The organism is Pseudomonas sp. JL3, assembly GCF_031570575.1.
In the GTDB taxonomy this organism is placed as follows: Bacteria; Pseudomonadota; Gammaproteobacteria; order Pseudomonadales; family Pseudomonadaceae; genus Aquipseudomonas; species Aquipseudomonas cucumis.
Map to the genome: position 1 here is coordinate 103706 of NZ_JAKWJK010000013.1, position 19894 is coordinate 123599.

At 60.0% G+C, this 19894-nt stretch carries 21 protein-coding genes; 5 read left to right on the forward strand and 16 right to left on the reverse strand.

Annotated elements, in window-relative coordinates; translation table 11 throughout:
* The first annotated feature begins 6 nt into the window (after positions 1-6).
* A complete protein-coding gene (locus MMG91_RS20835) occupies positions 7-651 on the forward strand; it encodes a TetR/AcrR family transcriptional regulator (RefSeq protein ID WP_305504728.1) in 645 nt (214 codons plus the stop codon).
* Positions 652-775: 124 nt separating this feature from the next.
* On the opposite strand, the gene MMG91_RS20840 is transcribed toward MMG91_RS20835, so the two are convergent.
* Entirely contained in the window at positions 776-1558 is a 783-nt protein-coding gene (locus MMG91_RS20840) for a class I SAM-dependent methyltransferase (protein ID WP_095631693.1), read from the reverse strand.
* A 93-nt stretch (positions 1559-1651) separates the two neighbouring features.
* Here MMG91_RS20840 and MMG91_RS20845 point away from each other — a divergent pair, with 93 nt between their 5' ends.
* Positions 1652-2272 carry an energy transducer TonB gene (locus MMG91_RS20845; RefSeq protein ID WP_310660553.1) on the forward strand — a complete coding sequence of 207 codons (621 nt, stop codon included), beginning with the start codon at positions 1652-1654 and terminating at the stop codon, positions 2270-2272.
* A gap of 3 nt (positions 2273-2275) precedes the next feature.
* On the opposite strand, the gene MMG91_RS20850 is transcribed toward MMG91_RS20845, so the two are convergent.
* From MMG91_RS20850 to ppc, 7 genes are all read right to left on the reverse strand, one after another.
* A complete protein-coding gene (locus MMG91_RS20850; RefSeq protein ID WP_310660554.1) occupies positions 2276-2971 on the reverse strand; it encodes an extensin family protein in 696 nt (231 codons plus the stop codon).
* A gap of 2 nt (positions 2972-2973) precedes the next feature.
* On the reverse strand, positions 2974-3795 hold the full coding sequence (locus tag MMG91_RS20855; RefSeq protein ID WP_310660555.1) for an isocitrate lyase/phosphoenolpyruvate mutase family protein: 822 nt from the start codon (positions 3793-3795) through the stop codon (positions 2974-2976).
* A 33-nt stretch (positions 3796-3828) separates the two neighbouring features.
* Positions 3829-4689: a DUF72 domain-containing protein gene (locus MMG91_RS20860; RefSeq protein WP_310660556.1), complete on the reverse strand. Its 861-nt coding sequence runs from the start codon at positions 4687-4689 to the stop codon at positions 3829-3831.
* Positions 4689-4994: a hypothetical protein gene (locus MMG91_RS20865; RefSeq protein ID WP_310660557.1), complete on the reverse strand. Its 306-nt coding sequence runs from the start codon at positions 4992-4994 to the stop codon at positions 4689-4691. Before MMG91_RS20865 ends, MMG91_RS20860 begins: the two co-directional genes overlap by 1 nt.
* A gap of 231 nt (positions 4995-5225) precedes the next feature.
* Positions 5226-5900, reverse strand: coding sequence for a tRNA (adenosine(37)-N6)-threonylcarbamoyltransferase complex dimerization subunit type 1 TsaB (tsaB, locus tag MMG91_RS20870; RefSeq protein WP_095054185.1), 675 nt, complete (start codon positions 5898-5900; stop codon positions 5226-5228).
* 93 nt (positions 5901-5993) lie between these two features.
* Positions 5994-6641, reverse strand: a complete 648-nt coding sequence (adk, locus tag MMG91_RS20875; RefSeq protein WP_310660558.1) for an adenylate kinase — start codon at positions 6639-6641, stop codon at positions 5994-5996.
* Positions 6642-6930: 289 nt separating this feature from the next.
* A complete protein-coding gene (gene ppc / locus MMG91_RS20880) occupies positions 6931-9561 on the reverse strand; it encodes a phosphoenolpyruvate carboxylase (RefSeq protein ID WP_310660559.1) in 2631 nt (876 codons plus the stop codon).
* A 218-nt stretch (positions 9562-9779) separates the two neighbouring features.
* On the opposite strand from ppc, the gene MMG91_RS20885 reads away from it, so the two are divergent.
* The 3 genes from MMG91_RS20885 to MMG91_RS20895 all read left to right on the forward strand — a co-directional run bounded on the left by MMG91_RS20885 (position 9780) and on the right by MMG91_RS20895 (position 11746).
* Positions 9780-10106 (forward strand): pilin assembly protein, encoded by a 327-nt coding sequence (locus tag MMG91_RS20885; protein ID WP_310660560.1) that lies wholly within the window; start codon positions 9780-9782, stop codon positions 10104-10106.
* Between the two features lie 381 nt (positions 10107-10487).
* Complete coding sequence (locus MMG91_RS20890) at positions 10488-10901, forward strand: DUF4398 domain-containing protein (RefSeq protein ID WP_310660561.1); 414 nt, start codon at positions 10488-10490, stop codon at positions 10899-10901.
* 56 nt (positions 10902-10957) lie between these two features.
* Complete coding sequence (locus tag MMG91_RS20895) at positions 10958-11746, forward strand: OmpA family protein (protein WP_310660562.1); 789 nt, start codon at positions 10958-10960, stop codon at positions 11744-11746.
* A gap of 109 nt (positions 11747-11855) precedes the next feature.
* Here the strand turns inward: MMG91_RS20895 and MMG91_RS20900 are convergent, their stop codons facing one another.
* The 8 genes from MMG91_RS20900 to MMG91_RS20935 form a co-directional block, all read right to left on the reverse strand.
* Entirely contained in the window at positions 11856-12185 is a 330-nt protein-coding gene (locus MMG91_RS20900; RefSeq protein WP_007897662.1) for a hypothetical protein, read from the reverse strand.
* Positions 12182-13096, reverse strand: coding sequence for an alpha/beta hydrolase (locus tag MMG91_RS20905; protein WP_310660563.1), 915 nt, complete (start codon positions 13094-13096; stop codon positions 12182-12184). The genes MMG91_RS20900 and MMG91_RS20905 overlap by 4 nt, the downstream gene beginning before the upstream one ends.
* Before the next feature lie 145 nt (positions 13097-13241).
* Positions 13242-14519: a flavohemoglobin expression-modulating QEGLA motif protein gene (locus MMG91_RS20910; protein ID WP_305448358.1), complete on the reverse strand. Its 1278-nt coding sequence runs from the start codon at positions 14517-14519 to the stop codon at positions 13242-13244.
* 36 nt (positions 14520-14555) lie between these two features.
* Entirely contained in the window at positions 14556-15110 is a 555-nt protein-coding gene (locus MMG91_RS20915; RefSeq protein ID WP_310660564.1) for a hypothetical protein, read from the reverse strand.
* A 129-nt stretch (positions 15111-15239) separates the two neighbouring features.
* The gene (locus MMG91_RS20920; protein WP_305504715.1) at positions 15240-15956 is read right to left on the reverse strand and encodes a TetR/AcrR family transcriptional regulator; all 717 of its coding nucleotides are present in this window, start codon (positions 15954-15956) and stop codon (positions 15240-15242) included.
* A gap of 103 nt (positions 15957-16059) precedes the next feature.
* The gene (gene lysS, locus MMG91_RS20925; protein ID WP_305448356.1) at positions 16060-17562 is read right to left on the reverse strand and encodes a lysine--tRNA ligase; all 1503 of its coding nucleotides are present in this window, start codon (positions 17560-17562) and stop codon (positions 16060-16062) included.
* 100 nt (positions 17563-17662) lie between these two features.
* Positions 17663-18758 (reverse strand): peptide chain release factor 2 gene (prfB, locus tag MMG91_RS20930; protein ID WP_095920368.1). Its coding sequence is split into 2 segments (ribosomal slippage): positions 17663-18685 and positions 18687-18758, totalling 1095 coding nucleotides; the frame shifts between segments, so codons are not numbered across the junction.
* A gap of 106 nt (positions 18759-18864) precedes the next feature.
* Complete coding sequence (locus MMG91_RS20935; protein ID WP_052967467.1) at positions 18865-19866, reverse strand: PleD family two-component system response regulator; 1002 nt, start codon at positions 19864-19866, stop codon at positions 18865-18867.
* Between the last annotated feature and the right edge of the window lie 28 nt (positions 19867-19894).

A 19894-nucleotide genomic window follows, 5' to 3' on the forward strand; every position in this document is an offset into this window, starting at 1 on the left:
CGAAGAATGTCAGACAATCTTTCCCCACCCAGCGGTCCGGGCCGCCCCAAGGATCTGGCCAAACGCCGGGCAATCCTCGACGCGGCGAAAATCCTGTTTCTGAGTAAGGGATACGCCAACACCAGCATGGATGCCGTAGCGACTGAGGCCGGCGTGTCGAAGCTGACGGTCTACAGCCATTTCAACGACAAGGAGACGCTGTTCTCCTCCGCTGTCGTGGCAAAATGCGAGGAGCAATTGCCTCCGCTGGTTTTTGAATTGCCGGACGGCATCGCCGTGGAAACCGTGCTGCTGAACATCGCACACGGCTTTCATCAACTGATCAACAGCGACGAATCGGTGAACCTGCACCGGCTGATGATGACGCTGGGCAGCCAGGACCCGAAACTCGCACAGATTTTCTTCGAGGCCGGGCCGGAACGCGTGTTGCACGGCATGGAGCGCTTGCTGAGCAAGATCGATCAGAGTGGCGTGTTGAGCATCGATAAACCACGCAATGCCGCCGAGCACTTCTTTTGCCTGCTCAAGGGCGCAGGGAATTTCCGGTTGCTGTATGGCTGCGGCGAGCCGGTAACCGGGGATGCGGCTGAAGCTCATGTGCGGGAAGTGGTGGGATTGTTTATGCGGGCTTATCGGCCGGAGTCAGCCTGAGAAATGATCGTTCCCACGCTCTGCGTGGGAATGCAGCCCGGGACGCTCCGCGTCCCTTTCAAAGCGGACGCAGAGCGTCCATTGAGGCATTCCCACGCAGAGCGTGGGAACGATCAGTATCGAATCAGGGCTTGAGCGCTTTTTTCGGATAAATGTCATACCGGCTGGACTTGCCGTCCAGCGCATGACTCGGCTTCGGCCCCTCGATGCATGGTGCCTTGCGTGGGCGCTTGACCACCACCCGGTGACTGGCCAGGGCCAATGCCGCTTCGAGCAGGGCCGGCGCATCCGGGTCATCGCCTACCAGCGGCCGGAACAGGCGCATTTCCTTCTTCACCAACGCGGTCTTCTCGCGATGGGGAAACATCGGGTCGAGGTAAATCACCTGCGGCGGCTCGCCCTCCCAGTTGCGCATTACCTCGATCGAGTTGCCCTTGAGCAAACGCATCCGCGCCACGATCGGCGCCACGTCGAAATCTTCCGCGCCACGCGCCAGGCCATCTTCCAGCAAGGCACCGATCAGCGGCTGGCGCTCGATCAGGCTCATCTCGCAGCCCAGGCTGGCCAGCACGAACGCGTCCTTGCCGAGCCCCGCCGTGGCGTCCAGCACGCGCGGGCGCACGCCCTGGGCGATGCCGACCGCCTTGGCGATCATCTGACCGCTGCCGCCGCCGTACAACCGACGATGGGCCGCACCGCCCTCGACAAAATCCACTCGCACCGGTCCCGGTGCGTCCGGCCCCAGTTGTTGCAGCTGCAACCCCTGCTCGCCCACCTGCAAGGCAAACTCGCCGTCATCCACCTGTAACGGCAACCCCAGGCGCTCGGCCCATTGCTCGGCCTGTGGCTGAAAGGTCGTGCCCAAGGCCTCGACATGGATGCGGCAGGCCGCAGGTTGCTCAATCATGGGAAAACACGCTCAAAAAATTAATGATCGGCAAAAACGGCCGATAACCAAACTATCGAGCATTTTGCCAGAGCTGAGCGTCGACCGAGAGAAATGTCAGACATTCAACGCACATCGATAGGTTACCTCTCGCCCCACGGCGATTTTGGCCTGCGAAATTCCCAAGCACTGAGCGGCGTCAGTCACCTGTGGCAGGATTTTTTTGCCCAGGCCCTGGCCGATCAGTCGGGCGATGTCGTGCCGGAGTCTCTCAACTTTCCGCCGGTCGATCTCGACAGCCCGGTCGAACCGACCGTCGGCAGCGAGCTGCTGGCGCACATCATTTCCCAGCGCGAATGTGATGTGATCGAAACACCAGTCCGTCCGCCAGAACCCCTGTTCCTGCCGATTGCCGAGTTCGAAATGGACTTGGCCGACAAACCGTTCCCGCCGTTCCCGCCGGAAGAAATCGTCGCGCAACAGAAACAACAGGACTTCGAAAGCGGCTGGGTTCGCCCGATCGTGCTCACCGCCGGTCAACCGCTGCCAGAGCCTGGCACCGCAGCGCAACCGCGTCCGCTGCACTTGCCGATCGCCGAGTTCGAACTCGACCTGCTGGACAAGCCATTCCCGCCGTTCTCGCCCGAAGAGCTGGTGGAGCAACAGAAGCAATTCGATTTCGATAACGGCTGGGCACGCCCGATCGTTCTGCAGAACCTGCGCATCGCCGCCTAACCCTCAGCGACACCGCCACCACGGCCCGACATCCACATGAAAGTGATTGCGATGGGCGGCGTTGTAGTCCGGGCTCAACACCACACTGAACATATCGCAGGCGCCGTCGCGGACCTGACGGAGAAATCGCGCGTCCCGGTTATCCTTCGGCCAATCCCTGAGCACGCTGATGAATCGGCCGTCCGCCAGCCGGAATCCGCTGATATCCAGTGCATCGGCCGTGGCATGCTGGCTGCGTCTGCCGTTTTCGCGGTTGTAGACGTTGCGACAGGCGAAGCTGCCAAGATGGTCGACCCGTTTCACCGCCTGCCCGTAAGCTGCCTGAGCCGCTGGTTGCAGGGCGTGGCGCTCGAACAAGGCGAACGCCACCGCCAGGCTGCAACTGGCGAGGAAACTGCTGCTCAGCGCCGCCTCGCCACCTTGCACGCGCAAGGTGTTGGTCAACGGGCAAGCCGCGTCCGGGCTGTCGGCCTGATGGCTTACACGTAACCCGGAGCTGCTCAGGGCCTGGTCGCATAACTGCGGATCATCGCGCAGACGCATCAGTTTGTAGCGGGTCAGCAGGTTCGGCTCGGTCTTCACGTCCAGCGGCGCCCACGGGTTCCATTGCGGGGGAATGGACACCCAGCCGCGCCAGACGCTCAACCCGGCAGCGCCGATGATCAACAGCACCAGCAACAACCCCCACCGAAACCGCATCGTCAGCCTTTGAACAATTGATTGGCCTTCTGGAACGGCATCGACCGGGAGGTGAAGCCGAAGGTCCCGTGTTGCTGGATTTCCTCGGCAGCGCGGAAAAACTCGCCATACGCCGCCAGCGCCAGGGCCGAACCGACGCTGACGCGTTTGACGCCGATTTCCCTCAACTGCTCCACCGTCAGTTTGAGCCCGCCGGACATCAACACATTGACTGGTTTCGGCGCCACGGCACGCACGACTGCCAATACTTCTTCAGCGCTGCGCAGGCCCGGTGCATAAAGTACGTCGGCCCCCGCCTCGGCGAATGCCTGCAAGCGGCGAATGGTGTCGTCGAGGTCAGGATTGCCGTGCAGAAAGTTCTCGGCGCGCGCCGTCAGCACGAAGGGAAAAGGCAAACTGCGAGCCGCCGCGACGGCCGCTTCGATACGCGCCACGGCATGCTCAAAGCAGTAGATCGGACCGTCCTCACGCCCCGTTGCATCTTCGATCGAACCACCGACGGCACCAGCCTTGGCGGCCCGCACAATACTTTGGGCGCAGTCCGTTGGGGCGTCGGCAAAACCGTTTTCGAGATCCACCGCTACCGGCAGATCAGTGGCCGCGACAATCGCTTCAACGTTCGCCAGGGTCTCGTCGAGCGTCAGCCCGCCATCGGGACGGCCCCGGGAAAAGGCGTAACCGGCACTGGTGGTCGCCAGCGCCTCGAAGCCAAGGCTGGCGAGCATCTTCGCCGAGCCGGCGTCCCAAGGGTTGGGAATGACAAAAGTACCCTCGCGTTCGTGCAGTGCTTTGAACGCCTGGGCTCGAAGGGTTTGCGCATCCATTGGCAGGCTCCTGAAAAGGGGGAAAAGCCCGCTTCAGAGCAAGCCAAGTTGCTCGGCGGCGGGTTCTCTGTATAGCTCAGGCAGCGGCGGCAAGCCAGGCAAACGCAGCATCAGTTGTGCGTGGAAACGTTGTGCCAGTTTCGCTGCCAGCAGGTTATCGGCGGTGTGCAGGAAGATATAGGGCGTGCGGCCCTCTTCGATCCAGACAGCGATTTTCTCGACCCACGGCACCAGGAACGGATCGTTGGCTTCAAGCACAGGATGGCCGATGAAGCGCACCTGTGGGAATTGAGTAAACGCAGCAGGACGAGGCGGCACCCTGGGCTTTTTCGATTGGGCGTGGAGCACTGAAGGATCGGTCGAGGTGCAGCTGAACAGCGCTCGCGGATCGAGGCAGATACGCTCGACACCGCGGTCCAGCAGTAAACGATTGAGCATCCGCTCGGCGTCGCCCTTGGCGAAGAACTCATCGTGCCGCACTTCGACCGCCAAGGGCCGGTCCACCGCATCGATAAAACCGGCCAGCTCGGACAAGCGTTGAGGGGTGAAGCTTTTGGACAATTGCAGCCAGAGGGGAGAAACCCGTTCACCCAGAGGGCTGAGCAATTGCAGGAAGGTTTCGGCAGCGGTCAGTTGCTCGCGCAGGTCGCCGCTGTGGCTGATGTCGCCGGGGAACTTGGCGGTGAAGCGAAAGTGTTCAGGCATGGTTTCGACCCAACGCTGCACGGTGGCGGCAGAGGGGCTCGCGTAGAAGGTCGTATTGCCTTCTACGGCGTTGAACACTTGAGAATAAAGGTTGAGAAACTCGGCAGGCCTGGCGTCTTGGGGATACAAGTAATCGCGCCAGGCGTTTTCACTCCAGGACGGGCAGCCGAGGTAGTAAGGCAGCAACATCAGATGTACAGGTCGAGACCCAGTACATCCGCATCCCAATCGACAAAAGTGGCGGTGCTCAGGTAACTGGCCAGTGCCATCGCCACGCTTTTGCGCATGGCGCGGTGATAGATCATGTCTTGTTGACGAGCGGGAAGATTGCTCAGGCGTTGCGCGGAGGCTTTGGCGGCGCGGGCGGCCAATTGCTCTTCGGTTGGGAATTCCAGCTCGCCGTCGATATCGACGGAGTCATCCTCCACCACAGGGCCTTTGCGGGGCTTGCGCTTGATGGGGTAGGACTGGGAGGAAACGCCGTCTATACGCATGAGTACATGTCCGGTATCAGTGATGGCAGTTTAGTGGCGCACAGCCCACTTCGCAAACCGCCGAGTGATAACTAGAACACATAAAAGACAAAAGGTTTAAAAGCGCAGGAGAGAAAATGACGATTTGCGCTGGCTGTCAGACTGCCATCGCGGGCAAGCCTGCCCTCACAGAAGCTCCGCTAACCCTGTGGGAGCGGGCTTGCGCGATTGGACCCGCTCAGTCCGGGAAATTTAACGCGCTTTGGGGGTCGCGACTTTATCGCGCAGATACACCGGCTGCGCCTCATCGGCCACGATCGCTTCACCGCGTTCCCAGGCAAAGCGTGCCAGGGTCAGCAGGTCTTCGGCGTGGGGCAGCATACCTGCGTCCTGCCCGCTCAGGTTGACCGCAATGCGTTCGGCATACCCCCAACCGGTGCCAGCGCCGAACCACTCGCCGCTGGCATCGGCCGGCAATGCAGCGGCTTCCGGTGGCAATACCGCTTCGTTGCCCACCAACCGCATCTCCCCCGCCGTTTCGCGGTAGCAACCCCAATACACCTCATCCATGCGCGCATCGATGGCCGCCGCGACCTGGCTGACGCCGTGTTCGCGATAGGCCCGCTGGGCGAGTACGGCGAGATTGGAAACCGGCAACACCGGGCGATCCAGCGCAAACGCCAGACCTTGCACCACGCCGATGGCGATTCGCACACCGGTGAACGCACCCGGCCCACGGCCGAACGCAATGGCATCGACCGCTTGCAGCGTGGTCCCGGCGTCGGCCAGCAGTTGCTGGATCATCGGCAGCAGCTTCTGCGCATGCAGGCGCGGGATCACCTCGTAATGACTCGTAACTTTGCCGTCATGCAGCAAGGCAACGGAGCAAGCTTCAGTCGCGGTGTCCAGGGCCAGCAAGGTGCTCATCGATGTTTCCGTAAGAGAGGTCAGAAAAAGTGCGCCAGTATAAACAACTACGGCCCGCAAGCGGGCCGTAGAAGATGAAGCCGATCAGACTTTTCAGCTCAGTGCTTCAAGTACCTTGCCAGTGATCACTTCAACCGAGCCAACACCCGGAATATGGCTGTATTTCGGCTTGCCCTGCGCCGAGGCCAGACCCTGGTAGAACTCCACCAGCGGTTTGGTCTGGGAGTGGTAGACCGACAGGCGATGACGCACGGTTTCTTCGGTGTCGTCCTTGCGCTGCACCAGCTCTTCACCGGTGATGTCGTCTTTGCCGGCGATTTTTGGCGGGTTGTAGACGGTGTGGTACACGCGGCCGCTGGCCTCGTGAACGCGACGACCGGCGATACGCTGAACGATTTCTTCGTCATCGACGGCGATTTCGACCACGTTGTCCAGTTCCACGCCAGCTTCTACCAGCGCTTCAGCTTGCGGAATGGTGCGCGGGAAACCGTCGAACAGGAAACCGTTGGCACAGTCAGGCTGCGCGATACGGTCCTTGACCAGAGCGATGATCAGGTCGTCGGAGACCAGACCACCGGCATCCATAATGCTTTTGGCTTTAACGCCCAGCTCGGTGCCGGCTTTTACCGCAGCACGCAGCATGTCGCCGGTAGAGATTTGCGGAATGCCGAATTTCTCGGTGATGAACTTAGCCTGAGTACCTTTACCGGCCCCGGGAGCTCCCAGCAGAATGACGCGCATCGATGTGCTCCTCAATTTTTTATTTAAATAACAAAGGATTCGCCTCGTGGGGCCAATCTCAAAAATAGGGTCGTGACCGCCCAAACGGCCAAAGGCTGATCAAGATACACAGCAGGCCCGGCCCACACAAGCCGCCGAAAGTCGGAGAAACCCGCGCCTGATGAGACCCTGCGAAGGGGTGATCCAAGTCGCAACCCCATCATGAACTGTCGCGTGACAGACCTTTTCGACCGCTCGCCAGCAGGCACTCGACGCTCGCGCCGGGTGCCTGCCCCCCCCGACGAAAACCTTAGCCGGTATTTCGCAAACCGGCGGCAATCCCCGCCACAGACACCAGTAACGCCTGTTCTACCGGGCTGCCTTGGGCCACATCCTGTTGCCGCGAACGTGCCAACAGTTCGGCCTGCAATAGATGCAGCGGGTCGAGGTAAGTGTTTCGCAGACGGATGAATTCAAGGGTGGCTGGGCTATGTGCCAGTAGCTGCGACTGACCGGTCAACCCCAGGACCACCGCACAGGCCTGCGACAATAGGTCGCGTAAATGCGCACCCAAAGGGAGCAGATCCGGCTCGACCAGGCGTTCATCGTAAGACTGGGCGATATCGGCGTCGGCCTTGGCCAGCACCATTTCCAGCATATCGATGCGGGTACGGAAGAACGGCCACTGCTCGCGCATCTGCCCCAGCAACTCACCCTCGCCGCGCTCCAACGCCTTGCTCAATGCCGCTTCCCAGCCGAGCCAGGCCGGCAACATCAGGCGCGTCTGGGTCCAGCCGAAGATCCATGGAATGGCGCGCAGGCTTTCGATGCCACCCGCGCGGCGCTTGGCCGGGCGGCTGCCCAAAGGCAAACGCCCCAACTCCTGCTCCGGGGTGGACTGGCGGAAATACTCGACAAACTGCGGATTCTCCCGCACCACGGCGCGGTAAGCCTTGACGCCGTCGGCGGCCAATTCGTCCATCAAATGACGCCAGGCAGGCTCAGGGGGTGGCGGTGGCAACAAGGTCGCCTCCAGCACCGCCGCCAGGTACAGATTGAGGTTTTGCTCGGCGATGTCCGGTAGGCCGAATTTGAAACGAATCATTTCCCCCTGCTCGGTGGTGCGGAAACGCCCCGCCACCGAGCCCGGCGGCTGCGACAGAATCGCCGCGTGCGCCGGACCACCACCACGGCCGACGGTGCCACCGCGACCGTGGAACAACAGCAGTTCCACTTGTTGCTCGCGGCAAATATCCACCAGCCGCTCCTGCGCCCGATACTGCGCCCAGGCCGCTGCGGTGGTGCCAGCGTCCTTGGCCGAGTCGGAATACCCGATCATCACTTCCTGCGGCCCTTGCAGGCGCGAGCGATAGCCCGGCAGCAGCAAGAGTTTTTCGATCACCGGGCCCGCGTTGTCGAGGTCGGCGAGGGTTTCGAACAGCGGCACCACGCGCATCGGCCGCAATACGCCGGACTCTTTGAGCAGCAATTGCACGGCCAGCACATCGGAAGCGGCACCGGCCATGGAAATCACATACGAACCGAGGGAAGCCCCCGGTGCCGCAGCGATTTCCCGGCACGTCGCCAGCACTTCGGCGGTGTCGGCAGACGGCTTGAAGTACGCCGGCAGCAATGGCCGACGATTGTTCAGTTCACGCATCAGGAAGGCGATGCGCTCCTCTTCGCTCCAGTCCTCATAACGGCCCAGGCCGAGGTAATCGGTGATTTCGGTCATGGCCGCCGTGTGGCGAGACGAGTCCTGGCGCACGTCGAGGCGCACCAGAAACAGCCCGAACGTCACCGCGCGGCGCAGGCAATCGAGCAACGGGCCATCGGCGATGACGCCCATTCCGCATTCATGCAGCGAGTGATAGCACAGCTCCAGCGGGTCCAGCAGGTCACGATTGTTTTGCAGCACATCGGCTGACGCTGGTGTGGTTGCCGTCAGGGATGCGTGGGCCCAATTACGGGTTGCGCGCAGGCGTTCACGCAATTGCTTGAGCACTGCGCGGTAAGGCTCGGCGCTGTCGCCGGCCTTGGCTTTCAACTCGTCACTGGCCTGCTGCATCGACAACTCGGCGGCGAGGTGATCAACATCACGCAGGTACAAATCGGCGGCCATCCAGCGCGCCAGCAGCAGCACTTCACGGGTCACGGCAGCGGTGACGTTGGGGTTGCCGTCGCGGTCGCCGCCCATCCATGAGGCAAAGCGAATCGGCGCGGCCTCCAGTGGCAGGTGCAGGCCGGTGGCGGCATGCAAGGCCTGATCGGCCTTGCGCGAATAATTGGGAATCGCCTGCCACAGCGAATGCTCGATCACCGCGAAGCCCCACTTGGCTTCGTCCACCGGTGTCGGTCGGGTGCGGCGGATTTCTTCGGTGTGCCAGGCTTCGGCGATCAGGCGCTGCAACTTCGTCTTGATCTGCTCGCGTTCGGCGGTGGTCAGGTCACGATGGTCCTGAGCAGCCAGTTGCGCGGCGATCGCGTCGTACTTCTGAATCAGCGTGCGACGCGCCACTTCGGTGGGGTGCGCGGTCAATACCAGCTCGATTTCCAGCCGCCCCAATTGCCTCGCCAGGGACTCGGCATCATGGCCCGCAGTCAGCAGTCGAGCGAGCAGTTCCGGCAACACTCGGGCCTCGAACGGCTCGGGCTGCGACTCTTCGCGGCGATGAATCAGCTGATACTGCTCGGCGATATTGGCCAGGTTGAGGAACTGGTTGAATGCCCGCGCCACCGGCAGCAGCTCGTCTTCGCTCAACTGGTTGAGGCTGGCGCTCAGCTCGGCGTCCATCGAACCGCGACGATCAGCCTTGGCGCCCTTGCGGATCTGCTCGATCTTGTCGAGAAAGTCGTCCCCGTACTGTTCACGAATGGTGTTGCCCAACAGCTCACCCAACAGGTGAACGTCCTCGCGCAAGCGTGCATCAATATCGGTCATCAGCAGTTCTCCAGCGAATATCCGGGCGGCTATGCTTTGGTATAAGAGGCTTTGAATAGAGAGTGCCGTCGTAAAGCAGTTCTTACAAGCAGACGACAAAGAGACTTCACCCCCCCGGCACTGAAGCTAGTCTCAACAATAAGCCGTACAACGGCTTGCCGCCGACACCGGCGGACACTCACCCGGCCTGCCACGAGCAGGTGCGCAATGAGGTCATTATGAAAATCCGCGAGCTCGCCAAGCATTGGGAAGAAAACGCCAAGGGTCGCCTGACCGACACTGGCTACACGATTCGTCTGGACGTGGAATCCGCCGCACGGCTGGCGGCAATTATCGAGATGTACCCCAAACGGCACCCCGAAGAACTGCTCGGCGAGCTGATCGGCGCCGCCCTGGAAGAACTCGAAGCGAGTTTTCCGTATGTGAAAGGGTCAACGGTGGTGGCCACCGACGAAGAAGGTGATCCGCTGTACGAAGACGTCGGTCCGACCCCGCGTTTTCTCGCTTTGTCTCGGCGTCATTTGCATGATTTATCGACCGATTGACAAGCAAAAACACTAGAACCTGTGGGAGCGAGCCTGCTCGCGAAAGCGCTGGATCAGCCACCCTCAATGCGGATTTACTGACGCATTCGCGAGCAGGCTCGCTCCCACAGTTTAATTGCCTCCATCCTTCAAAACCGCGTATTACCAAGTCCCTCAAAGCCTGGGAATACCCCTGCACAACCCGAAAGTTCCCGAGTTAGAGCCTTGTCCACTCGGTCAAAGTTTTTTCCGGCGATGGGCCATCTTCTCTGAACTTTTGAAAAACACTTCGGGTCAACCCAGTAACCACGCCTGGGACGGCCGTTTCAAAAAGCACTCTGGAAATTGTAGGTTGCGGCTCCTTGCCCAGGATGGATTCAGATGTTTTTCAGGAGTTATCCAATGGAGTTGAAGACCATGAAGACCAGCACTGCCCCATCCTCGCTCACCCACCTGCGCGGTCTCAAACTGGCGGCCCTGGCCATCGGCAGCAGCTTCGTTCTGGCCGGTTGCGCCGGTAACCCGCCGAGCGAGCAATACGCCGTGACCCAATCGGCCGTGAACAGCGCGGTCAGCGCCGGCGGTACCGAATTTGCCGCCGTGGAAATGAAGGCTGCTCAGGACAAGCTCAAACAAGCTGAAATCGCCATGCACGACAAGAAGTATGACGAAGCCAGAATGCTGGCCGAGCAAGCCGAGTGGGACGCCCGTGTCGCCGAGCGCAAGGCCCAGGCGATGAAAGCCGAACAAGCTGTGAAGGATTCCCAGAAAGGTGTTCAGGAACTGCGTCAGGAAAGTCAGCGCACCGTGCAGTAAGCGCGCATCCCGATTTCCAGACCTGAAACTCTTATCGATAGAAAGGACGAACCATTATGCGCAAACAATTGATGATCCCCGCCCTCCTGGCCGCAAGTGTTGCACTGGCTGCCTGCTCCACACCCCCTAACGCGAACCTGGAGCAAGCCCGTACCAACTACACCGGTCTGCAAGCCAACCCGCAAGCCAGCAAAGTTGCGGCACTGGAAACCAAAGACGCCAGCGACTACCTGGACAAGGCCGAAAAGGCTTATCAGGACAGGGAAGACCAGGCCAAGGTCGACCAACTGGCTTACCTGACCAATCAGCGTGTTGAAGTGGCCAAGCAGACCATCGCTCTGCGCACCGCTGAAAACAACCTGAAAAATGCCGCGGCACAACGGGCTCAGGCTCGTCTGGATGCCCGCGACCAGCAGATCAAGCAGCTGCAAGACAGCCTGAACGCCAAACAGACCGATCGCGGCACCTTGGTGACGTTTGGTGATGTGCTGTTCGCCACCAACAAGGCGGAACTGAAGTCCAATGGTTTGGTGAATATCAACAAACTGGCGCAGTTCCTTCAGGAAAACCCGGACCGTAAAGTGATTGTCGAAGGCTATACCGACAGCACCGGCTCGGCGCCTTATAACCAGTCGCTGTCCGAGCGTCGCGCGACCTCGGTGCAAGTGGCCCTGATCAAGATGGGTGTCGATCCTGCACGCATCGTGGCCCAGGGTTATGGCAAGGAATACCCGGTGGCCGATAACACCAGCGTTTCGGGCCGTGCGATGAACCGTCGGGTGGAAGTGACTATTTCCAACGATAACCAGCCGGTGATTCCGCGTTCGGCGGTCAGCGCCAAGTAAGCTGACCACGCTGAAACTTAAAGCCCCGTCTGAATTGATCAGGCGGGGCTTTTTTATTTGACGTTCCCACATTGGATCTTCGGTGACACAGTATTTGTGTACGACCAGGTTACTGTTCGAGTTTTTGCGGCGTTTCCTCGCCCATGCAGCGCACGGCTTTTTTCTTGCTGTTGATCAGCACGCCAGTCAGGCCTTTCTGGTCGGTGTCGAACAACACCAACACGCCATCAATGCACTGGGCCACCTGCGGAGCCGGTTCCAGGGAGACCTTGTAGTCTTCGCCCGGCACGGTCTTGAGCATGGTGAAGTCGCTGAGCAGTAGCGCATCTTCGGGTTTGGCGAAGTGCAGGTAGCCGTACCACCACAGGGCACCCACGGTGCCGAGGATGCTGCAAATACCGGTGATGATCAGCGGGATGGCGTTACGTTCTTCACTCATTGCGGACTCTCTGGTGGTTCATCTTCAGAATTCGGGGGTGTCGGGTAATTCGGGACTTCACCCAGGCGGCGCAGACCGTTGAAATGCTGGGGGTCTTCGAGGTAGCGCAGCATGACCTTTTGCCAGACCGGGTCGGCAAAGGTTTGCACATGACCGCCCCGGGTCAGTTGCAGCACGCGCGGCGGCGGCGCAGCTTGATACAGTCGGATGCCGTTGGAAAGGGGCACCAGTTGATCATCGAGACTGTGATAGATCAGTTTCGGTACGCCGTTGAGCTGCTTCATGGAACGGATCGCGCTATCGCCGTCCGGCACCAACCAGGACAACGGCACCTGGAACGGCCAGGTCATCCACGACGTGCTCAGGGCGAAACGCCCGACATCGCGGTAGCTGGCAGGCACACCATCGAGCACGAAAGCCTTGAGTTGCCGCTGGCGCTCGGGATGTAGGGCCAGAAAATGCACGGCCATGGAGCCGCCAAGGCTCTGACCGAGAAGGATCAGCGGCTTACCCTTGACCTCCGGGGCCTGGTCGAGCCATTTGAACGCGGCATCGATGTCCTGATAGATCGCCGGCAACGCCGGTTTACCTTCGGACCAACCGTACCCGCGATAGTCCACCAGCAATACTTGATAGCCCTGCTCCGGCAACCACCAGCTCCCACCCAAATGCCACGCCAGGTTGCCGCCGTTGCCGTGCAAATGCAGCACCGTGCCTTTGACCTCGACACCTTTTTTCGCCGGCAGCCACCAGCCATGCAGCTTGAGGCCGTCTGCGGTGATCAGGGTGACGTCGCGGAATTCGAGTTTGGCTTTTTCCGGGGTGAACGGCTGGCCGGGCTCGGGGTAGAACAGCAGAGAGTCGCAACCGCCGAGGGCCAGGAGCAGGCAAAAGATGCCGAGGATTCTCATCCGGTGAAGCCTCGCAGTGATGTATGAAATCGATCGTTCCCACGCTCCGCGTGGGAATGCATCCCGTGACGCTCTGCGTCACAGAGGACGCAGAGCGTCCATTGCGGCATTCCCACGCAGAGCGTGGGAACGATCAGTTGGTGATTTACAGAATATTGGAATAATCCGCTTCGATCCGGTCCAGGCTCAGGTGGTTGAGGAAGTTGGAGAAGCACATCCAGGCCGACAGCGCGTTCATGTCGCGGAATTGGTCGGGCAGGTACTTGGGTGGCACCACCAGGCCTTCGTCCACCAATTGGCGCAAGGTCCGCATGTCTTCCAGCGTGGTCTTGCCGCAAAACAATAGCGGTATCTGCTCCAGCTTGCCTTTACGCACGGCCAACTGAATGTAGTTGTAAACCATGATAAAGCCCTTGAGGTAGGACAAGTCTTTGGTAAATGGCAGACCAGTCGGCACCGAGCCACGGAAAACCCGACTGGCGTTGCCGTAGCTTTCGGCCATTTCGAAGCCTTGCTCACAGAAGAACTCGTAGATCTGCAAGAAGTCCGCGCCCTCCTCCACCATATGAATGGCGCGGGTGCGGTTGGTCAGTTTGCGCAGGCGGCTCGGGTAGGAGGCGAAGGTGATGATTTCCATCAGGATCGCCAAGCCTTCCTGGGTCACGGTGGACGACGGCGGGCCTTTGGACAGGAAGGTGCAGATCGGCTGATTCAGGCCGTTGAGCGTGGTGCCCACATGCACCAGCCCTTCATGGACTTCCAGCGCACGCACGTCGCGGTTGTTGAACATCGCGTCGGTGCGGATCTTGATGTAGTCGGCGCCGGCCGCCGCATCGGCGACGATACCATCGGATTCAAACACCCGGATGGTTTCCTCGTTTTCGCCAAACACCTTGTTCAACCGATGTTGCAGCAGGTCGACAGCTTCCTTGGCGGTGAGGACTTTCGGTTCGTCCTTGAGGTCGCCACGGCCGGCGATGTTGTTCAGGTAATCGGAGAGCATCAGCCCCAGGTCAGCCAAGGTCGGATCACCGGCGTGGAACGCATCGGACGCCGCGCCGTACAACTCTTGGGAAATCAACCCGAAATCCTCGGTGCCACGCGCTTCGAGCATGCGGATCACCATGCGGTATTCCTTGCACATACGACGCATGATCTGCCCGACCGGGTTGAACTGGCCGAGCTGGCGGGTGATGTCACGCTCGATGTTCTGGAATTCCAGCTTCACTTTGCTGGAGTCAAATGCCAACGGTCGATTGAGGTAGTAGTCGCGGTCCACGGCCGGCATTTCCTTGCCCTTGCCCTTGAGGAACCCCTTGCGAATGCTGTCGTCCCACTTGACCGCATCCAGAACGCGAATCGGCGTCTGCGCCAGCACTATGCGATCGGACAAAATGCGTATCGTCTGCTGGTATTCGTCCACCCGAAACTCCTGTAGTAAAACCGTTACGTGCTGGGTTTATTTGGTTTTTGCCAGGCGCTGGTAGCGCACCGCTTCGACGAAAACATCGGAATTGGCCGGATCATCGAGGTAGGCAAACACCTGATCCAGGCTGTTATTGATCAACACCCCGTCGCCGTCGTCGGTCTGGAAGCCTTGGCCACTGAGGGCTTCTTGACCCATGGCCTGTTTGATCTGTTCAAGGTCGAGGTTGTAGACCACCAGTTCGTGCTTATCGTTGAGCTCGAAACCGGTGATGGTGAAGTTCCCGCCGAACTGCGCCGGCACCTTAGCCGACAGATACCAGCGATTGCCATGGCGCGACACGGTGAAGGGATAGGCTTCACGCTCGTGGGGTTTGGCCTTGAAGTAGCTGACCGCCTGATAGCGATTGTCACCGATGCGTGTCAGTTCCAGGTTCATCGGCTCCCCCCAGGCATTGGTGCTGGTCCATTTGCCAAGCAGCCCTTTGGGCGCGGGCTCGCTGGCGGGCAGCGGCTCCTTGAAGGTCACCAGACAGCCACTGAGCAGCAGGATCGACAAGGCGATCACAACGACGCGCCAGGCTTTCATTCAACACTCCCTATCGATACACGACGACTTTTGCGCATTGATCGTTCCCACGCTCTGCGTGGGAACGCATCCGGTTCTGCGTCACGTCGGTAATTCCCATGCAGAGCGTGGGAACGATGGAGTACCGGGTTACACCGACGCCAACACCAAATGCATGTAGCGGTTGAGGATGCCGAGCATTTCCTCTTCGGCAACAGGCTCGGCGTCGTTGAGCAGGCCCTGATATTCCATCCGTCCGATAATCGCAGTCAACACTTTGGCATCCTGTTGTGGCTCACGGGAACCCAATACTTCGAAAAGCTGGCAGGTGCCCTGCAGCAGAATTTGCTGATGAGAGCGCACCAACAAGGCCAGACGCGGGTTGAGCAAGGCTTCCTGGCGGAAGGCTTGTTCGGCCATCAAGTGCTCGCGGCGATTGATCAATTGCCGATGCACATAGTCAGCCATCAGCCTGGCGATATCGTCCGCCAACTGTGAGCGGGACTCGGGGGTGCCATCGCCGCTGACAACCATCTCGCGCAACAGGCCTTCGTTGCTGGCCCACAACCGGGCCATGAACGCCGCGCTGCGTTCCACGTATTGGGCGAAGGTATCGGTGAGCAGGTCATCGATGTCCTTGAAATAGTACGTCGTGGCCGACAGCGGCACACCCGCTTCAGCGGCCACTGCACGGTGTCGCACGGCCCGCACGCCATCGCGCACGACAATGCGCATCGCCGCGTCGAGAATGTCCTGTCGACGCTGTTCGCTGCCCTGTCGGCTGGCCTTGCGACCCTGGTACTGAACACTTTCAGCGACCGCAGTGGCGATAACCGCTGCACCTTCTTGAGCCATTGCACGATTCACGACAGGTATTCCTCTCTAAACGTCAAAAGTAACCAATTGATACGTTTGTACCAGACAGGCAATAAAAAGCCGCCTGTTTTAGGCGGCTTTTTAATTGAAACACTTACGCTTGTGGCCGCATGTGCGGGAACAGGATCACGTCGCGGATGGACGGTGAGTTGGTCAGCAACATCACCAGACGGTCGATGCCGATCCCTTCACCGGCCGTTGGCGGCATGCCGTACTCCAGCGCGCGAACGAAGTCGGCGTCGTAATGCATGGCTTCGTCGTCGCCGGCGTCCTTGTCGGCCACCTGCGCCATGAAACGTTCGGCCTGGTCTTCCGCGTCGTTCAACTCGGAGTAGGCGTTGGCGATTTCACGACCACCGATGAACAGTTCGAAACGGTCGGTGACGTTCGGGTTCTCGTCGTTACGACGGGCCAGCGGCGACACTTCGAACGGGTACTGGGTGATGAAGTGCGGCTGCTCCAGCTTGTGCTCGACCAGTTCTTCGAAAATCATCACCTGCAATTTGCCCAGACCTTCAAAGCCCAGCACCTTGGCGCCGGCCTTCTTGGCGATGGTGCGGGCCTTGTCGATGTCAGTCAGGTCGTCAGCGGTCAGCTCAGGGTTGTACTTGAGGATCGAGTCGAACACCGACAGACGCACGAACGGCTCGCCGAAGTGGAACACTTTGTCGCCATAAGGCACGTCGGTGCTGCCCAGAACCAGTTGAGCCAGTTCACGGAACAGCTCTTCGGTCAGGTCCATGTTGTCTTCGTAGTCGGCGTAAGCCTGGTAGAACTCCAACATGGTGAATTCAGGGTTGTGACGCGTCGAAACGCCTTCGTTACGGAAGTTTCGGTTGATCTCGAAGACTTTCTCGAAACCGCCGACCACCAAGCGCTTGAGGTACAGCTCAGGCGCGATACGCAGGAACATTTCCATGTCCAGCGCGTTGTGGTGAGTCTCGAACGGCTTGGCCGCCGCGCCGCCCGGAATGGTTTGCAGCATCGGCGTTTCCACTTCCAGGAAGTCACGCTTCATCAGGAAGCTGCGGATGTGCGCGATGACTTGCGAGCGAACGCGGAAGGTCTGGCGCACCTCTTCGTTGACGATCAGGTCAACGTAACGCTGACGGTAGCGCTGCTCGGTGTCGGTCAGGCCGTGGTGCTTGTCCGGCAGCGGGCGCAGGGATTTGGTCAGCAGGCGCACGCTGGTCATTTCGACGTACAGGTCACCCTTGCCGGAACGCGCCAGGGTGCCTTCGGCGGCAATGATGTCGCCCATGTCCCAGGTTTTCACCGCGGCCAGGGTGTCTTCGGACAGGGTTTTACGGTTGACGTAAACCTGAATCCGCCCGGTCATGTCCTGAATCACCATGAACGAGCCACGGTTGAGCATGATGCGACCGGCAACCTTGACCGGGATCGCAGCCTCTGCCAGCTCTTCCTTGGTCTTGTCCGCGTACTGTTTCTGCAAGTCATTGCAGTAGTTGTCGCGGCGGAAGTCGTTGGGGAAGGCATTGCCCTTGGCGCGCTCGGCAGCAAGCTTTTCCTTGCGCAGGGCGATCAGGGAGTTTTCTTCCTGTTGCAGGGCTTGCGGGTCGAGTTGTAGGTCGCTCATGTCTTTAAATATTCCATCAGGTTCGTTGCCCCCGGCATTCGCCGGGGTTCGCGGGCAAGCCTCGCTCCTACAGGGTCGTATTGCCCCCGTAGGGCGTGCGTTAAAGCCCTTGTTTCAAGCTGGCTACCAGGTATTCGTCGATGTCGCCGTCGAGCACCTTGTCGCAGTCGCTGCGTTCGATGTTGGTGCGCAGATCCTTGATCCGCGAGGCATCGAGCACATACGAACGGATCTGATGACCCCAGCCGATATCCGACTTGGTGTCTTCCAGGGCTTGGGAAGCGGCGTTGCGCTTCTGCACTTCCTGCTCATACAAACGCGCCCGCAACATTTTCATCGCGGTGTCTTTGTTCGCATGCTGGGAACGTTCGTTCTGGCAGCTGACCACGGTGTTGGTCGGTACGTGGGTAATCCGTACGGCCGAGTCGGTGGTGTTAACGTGCTGACCACCGGCACCGGAGGAGCGGTAGGTGTCGATGCGCAGGTCCGACGGGTTGATGTCGATTTCGATGTTGTCATCGATTTCCGGCGACACGAACACGGCCGAGAACGAGGTGTGACGACGGTTGCCGGAGTCGAACGGGCTCTTGCGCACCAGGCGGTGCACGCCGATTTCGGTACGCAGCCAGCCAAAGGCGTATTCGCCCTTGATGTGCACGGTAGCGCCTTTGATACCGGCGACTTCACCAGCCGACAGCTCCATGATGGTCGCGTCGAAACCGCGTTTATCCGCCCAGCGCAGGTACATGCGCAGCAGGATGTTGGCCCAGTCCTGGGCCTCGGTACCGCCGGAGCCGGCCTGGATGTCCAGGTAGGCGTTGTTGGCGTCCATCTCACCGCTGAACATGCGACGGAATTCGAGTTTTTCCAGGGACTCGCGCAGGCGCTCGACTTCGGCGGCGACATCATCGACGGCGGCCTGGTCTTCTTCTTCGGCGGACATCAGCAGCAGGTCTTTGGCATCGGCCAGGCCACTGTGCATTTCGTCGAGGGTTTCGACGATCTGAGCCAGCAGCGACCGCTCGCGGCCCAGTTCCTGAGCGTACGACGGGTTGTTCCAGACAGACGGATCTTCAAGCTCGCGATTGACTTCAGTCAGACGCTCATGCTTTTGATCGTAGTCAAAGATACCCCCGAATAGTTTCGGAGCGCTCGGACAGGTCCTTGATACTGTTAAGGATCGGGTTGATTTCCATGGCGGGCAGCACTCGTTGGCGAACTTTTGAAAGCCGGCGAGTATAACGTAATCAAGCTGTCAAGGCAGCCCGCCTGGCGGCTTTAGCGGCGAATGAACCTGACGGTTCATTCAATCCCCACTTGATTACGCCCATTGTTCTTCGCCAGGTACAGCCCCTTGTCCGCCGCCGAGATCAATTGCCGGCAATCGCTGCCCGGCTGGGGGATCAAGGTCGACAGGCCGATGCTGATGGTCAGGCTCGAACCTTCGGTCGGGAAAATGTGCGGGATCTTCAACCCGGCCACGGTCTGGCGTAGTTTTTCCGCCACCATTCGCGCACCGCCCGGCGAGGTGTTGGGCAGGACCAGGACGAACTCTTCGCCGCCGTAACGAGCTGGCAAGTCCGAAGGTCTGGAGCTGGCGTCGCGAATCGCCGTGGCGACTTTGCGCAGCGCCTCATCGCCTTCGAGGTGGCCAAAGCTGTCGTTGTAGGACTTGAAGTAATCGACATCGATCATCAACAACGACAGTTGGGTCTGATCCCGCAGCGAACGCCGCCATTCCAGCTCCAGGTATTCGTCGAAATGCCGGCGGTTTGACAGCCCGGTCAGGCCATCGGAGTTCATCAAGCGTTGCAGCACCAGGTTGGTGTCGAGCAACTGCTGCTGACTGACCCGCAGCGCGCGATACGCCGCGTCACGCTGCAGCAGGGTCATGTAGGAGCGCGAGTGATAGCGGATGCGCGCCACCAGTTCGATGTTGTCCGGCAGTTTGACCAGGTAATCATTGGCGCCGGCGGCAAACGCTGCGCTCTTGATCAGTGGATCTTCCTTGGTCGACAAGACAATGATCGGAATGTCCTTGGTCGCCGGGTGATTACGGTACTCGCGCACCAGGCTCAGGCCGTCGAGGCCGGGCATGACCAGATCCTGAAGGATCACCGTCGGCTTGATGCGGATCGCCTGGGCGATGGCCTGGTGCGGGTCGGCACAGAAATGGAAGTCGATGTTTTCTTCGTTCGACAAACCACGCCGCACCGCCTCGCCGATCATCGCCTGATCGTCCACCAACAACACCATGGCGGCGTTTTCGTCGGTTTTGAAGTCGTCGAGCTGTAAATCATTCATGTGCGGTCACCTGAGTACTGCCTTGGCC

Excerpts from the sequence above, each read along its gene's own strand:
- ppc (WP_310660559.1), bottom strand. The coding sequence starts at position 9,561 with ATGACCGATATTGATGCACGCTTGCGCGAGGACGTTCACCTGTTGGGT.
- MMG91_RS20885 (WP_310660560.1), top strand. The coding sequence starts at position 9,780 with ATGAAAATCCGCGAGCTCGCCAAGCATTGGGAAGAAAACGCCAAGGGT.
- adk (WP_310660558.1), bottom strand. The coding sequence starts at position 6,641 with ATGCGCGTCATTCTGCTGGGAGCTCCCGGGGCCGGTAAAGGTACTCAG.
- lysS (WP_305448356.1), bottom strand. The coding sequence starts at position 17,562 with ATGAGCGACCTACAACTCGACCCGCAAGCCCTGCAACAGGAAGAAAAC.
- MMG91_RS20905 (WP_310660563.1), bottom strand. The coding sequence starts at position 13,096 with ATGAGAATCCTCGGCATCTTTTGCCTGCTCCTGGCCCTCGGCGGTTGC.
- MMG91_RS20850 (WP_310660554.1), bottom strand. The coding sequence starts at position 2,971 with ATGCGGTTTCGGTGGGGGTTGTTGCTGGTGCTGTTGATCATCGGCGCT.
- MMG91_RS20855 (WP_310660555.1), bottom strand. The coding sequence starts at position 3,795 with ATGGATGCGCAAACCCTTCGAGCCCAGGCGTTCAAAGCACTGCACGAA.
- MMG91_RS20935 (WP_052967467.1), bottom strand. The coding sequence starts at position 19,866 with ATGAATGATTTACAGCTCGACGACTTCAAAACCGACGAAAACGCCGCC.
- tsaB (WP_095054185.1), bottom strand. The coding sequence starts at position 5,900 with ATGAGCACCTTGCTGGCCCTGGACACCGCGACTGAAGCTTGCTCCGTT.
- MMG91_RS20860 (WP_310660556.1), bottom strand. The coding sequence starts at position 4,689 with ATGTTGCTGCCTTACTACCTCGGCTGCCCGTCCTGGAGTGAAAACGCC.
- MMG91_RS20915 (WP_310660564.1), bottom strand. The coding sequence starts at position 15,110 with ATGAAAGCCTGGCGCGTCGTTGTGATCGCCTTGTCGATCCTGCTGCTC.
- MMG91_RS20845 (WP_310660553.1), top strand. The coding sequence starts at position 1,652 with ATGTCAGACATTCAACGCACATCGATAGGTTACCTCTCGCCCCACGGC.
- MMG91_RS20840 (WP_095631693.1), bottom strand. The coding sequence starts at position 1,558 with ATGATTGAGCAACCTGCGGCCTGCCGCATCCATGTCGAGGCCTTGGGC.
- MMG91_RS20890 (WP_310660561.1), top strand. The coding sequence starts at position 10,488 with ATGGAGTTGAAGACCATGAAGACCAGCACTGCCCCATCCTCGCTCACC.
- MMG91_RS20900 (WP_007897662.1), bottom strand. The coding sequence starts at position 12,185 with ATGAGTGAAGAACGTAACGCCATCCCGCTGATCATCACCGGTATTTGC.
- MMG91_RS20835 (WP_305504728.1), top strand. The coding sequence starts at position 7 with ATGTCAGACAATCTTTCCCCACCCAGCGGTCCGGGCCGCCCCAAGGAT.
- MMG91_RS20895 (WP_310660562.1), top strand. The coding sequence starts at position 10,958 with ATGCGCAAACAATTGATGATCCCCGCCCTCCTGGCCGCAAGTGTTGCA.
- MMG91_RS20865 (WP_310660557.1), bottom strand. The coding sequence starts at position 4,994 with ATGCGTATAGACGGCGTTTCCTCCCAGTCCTACCCCATCAAGCGCAAG.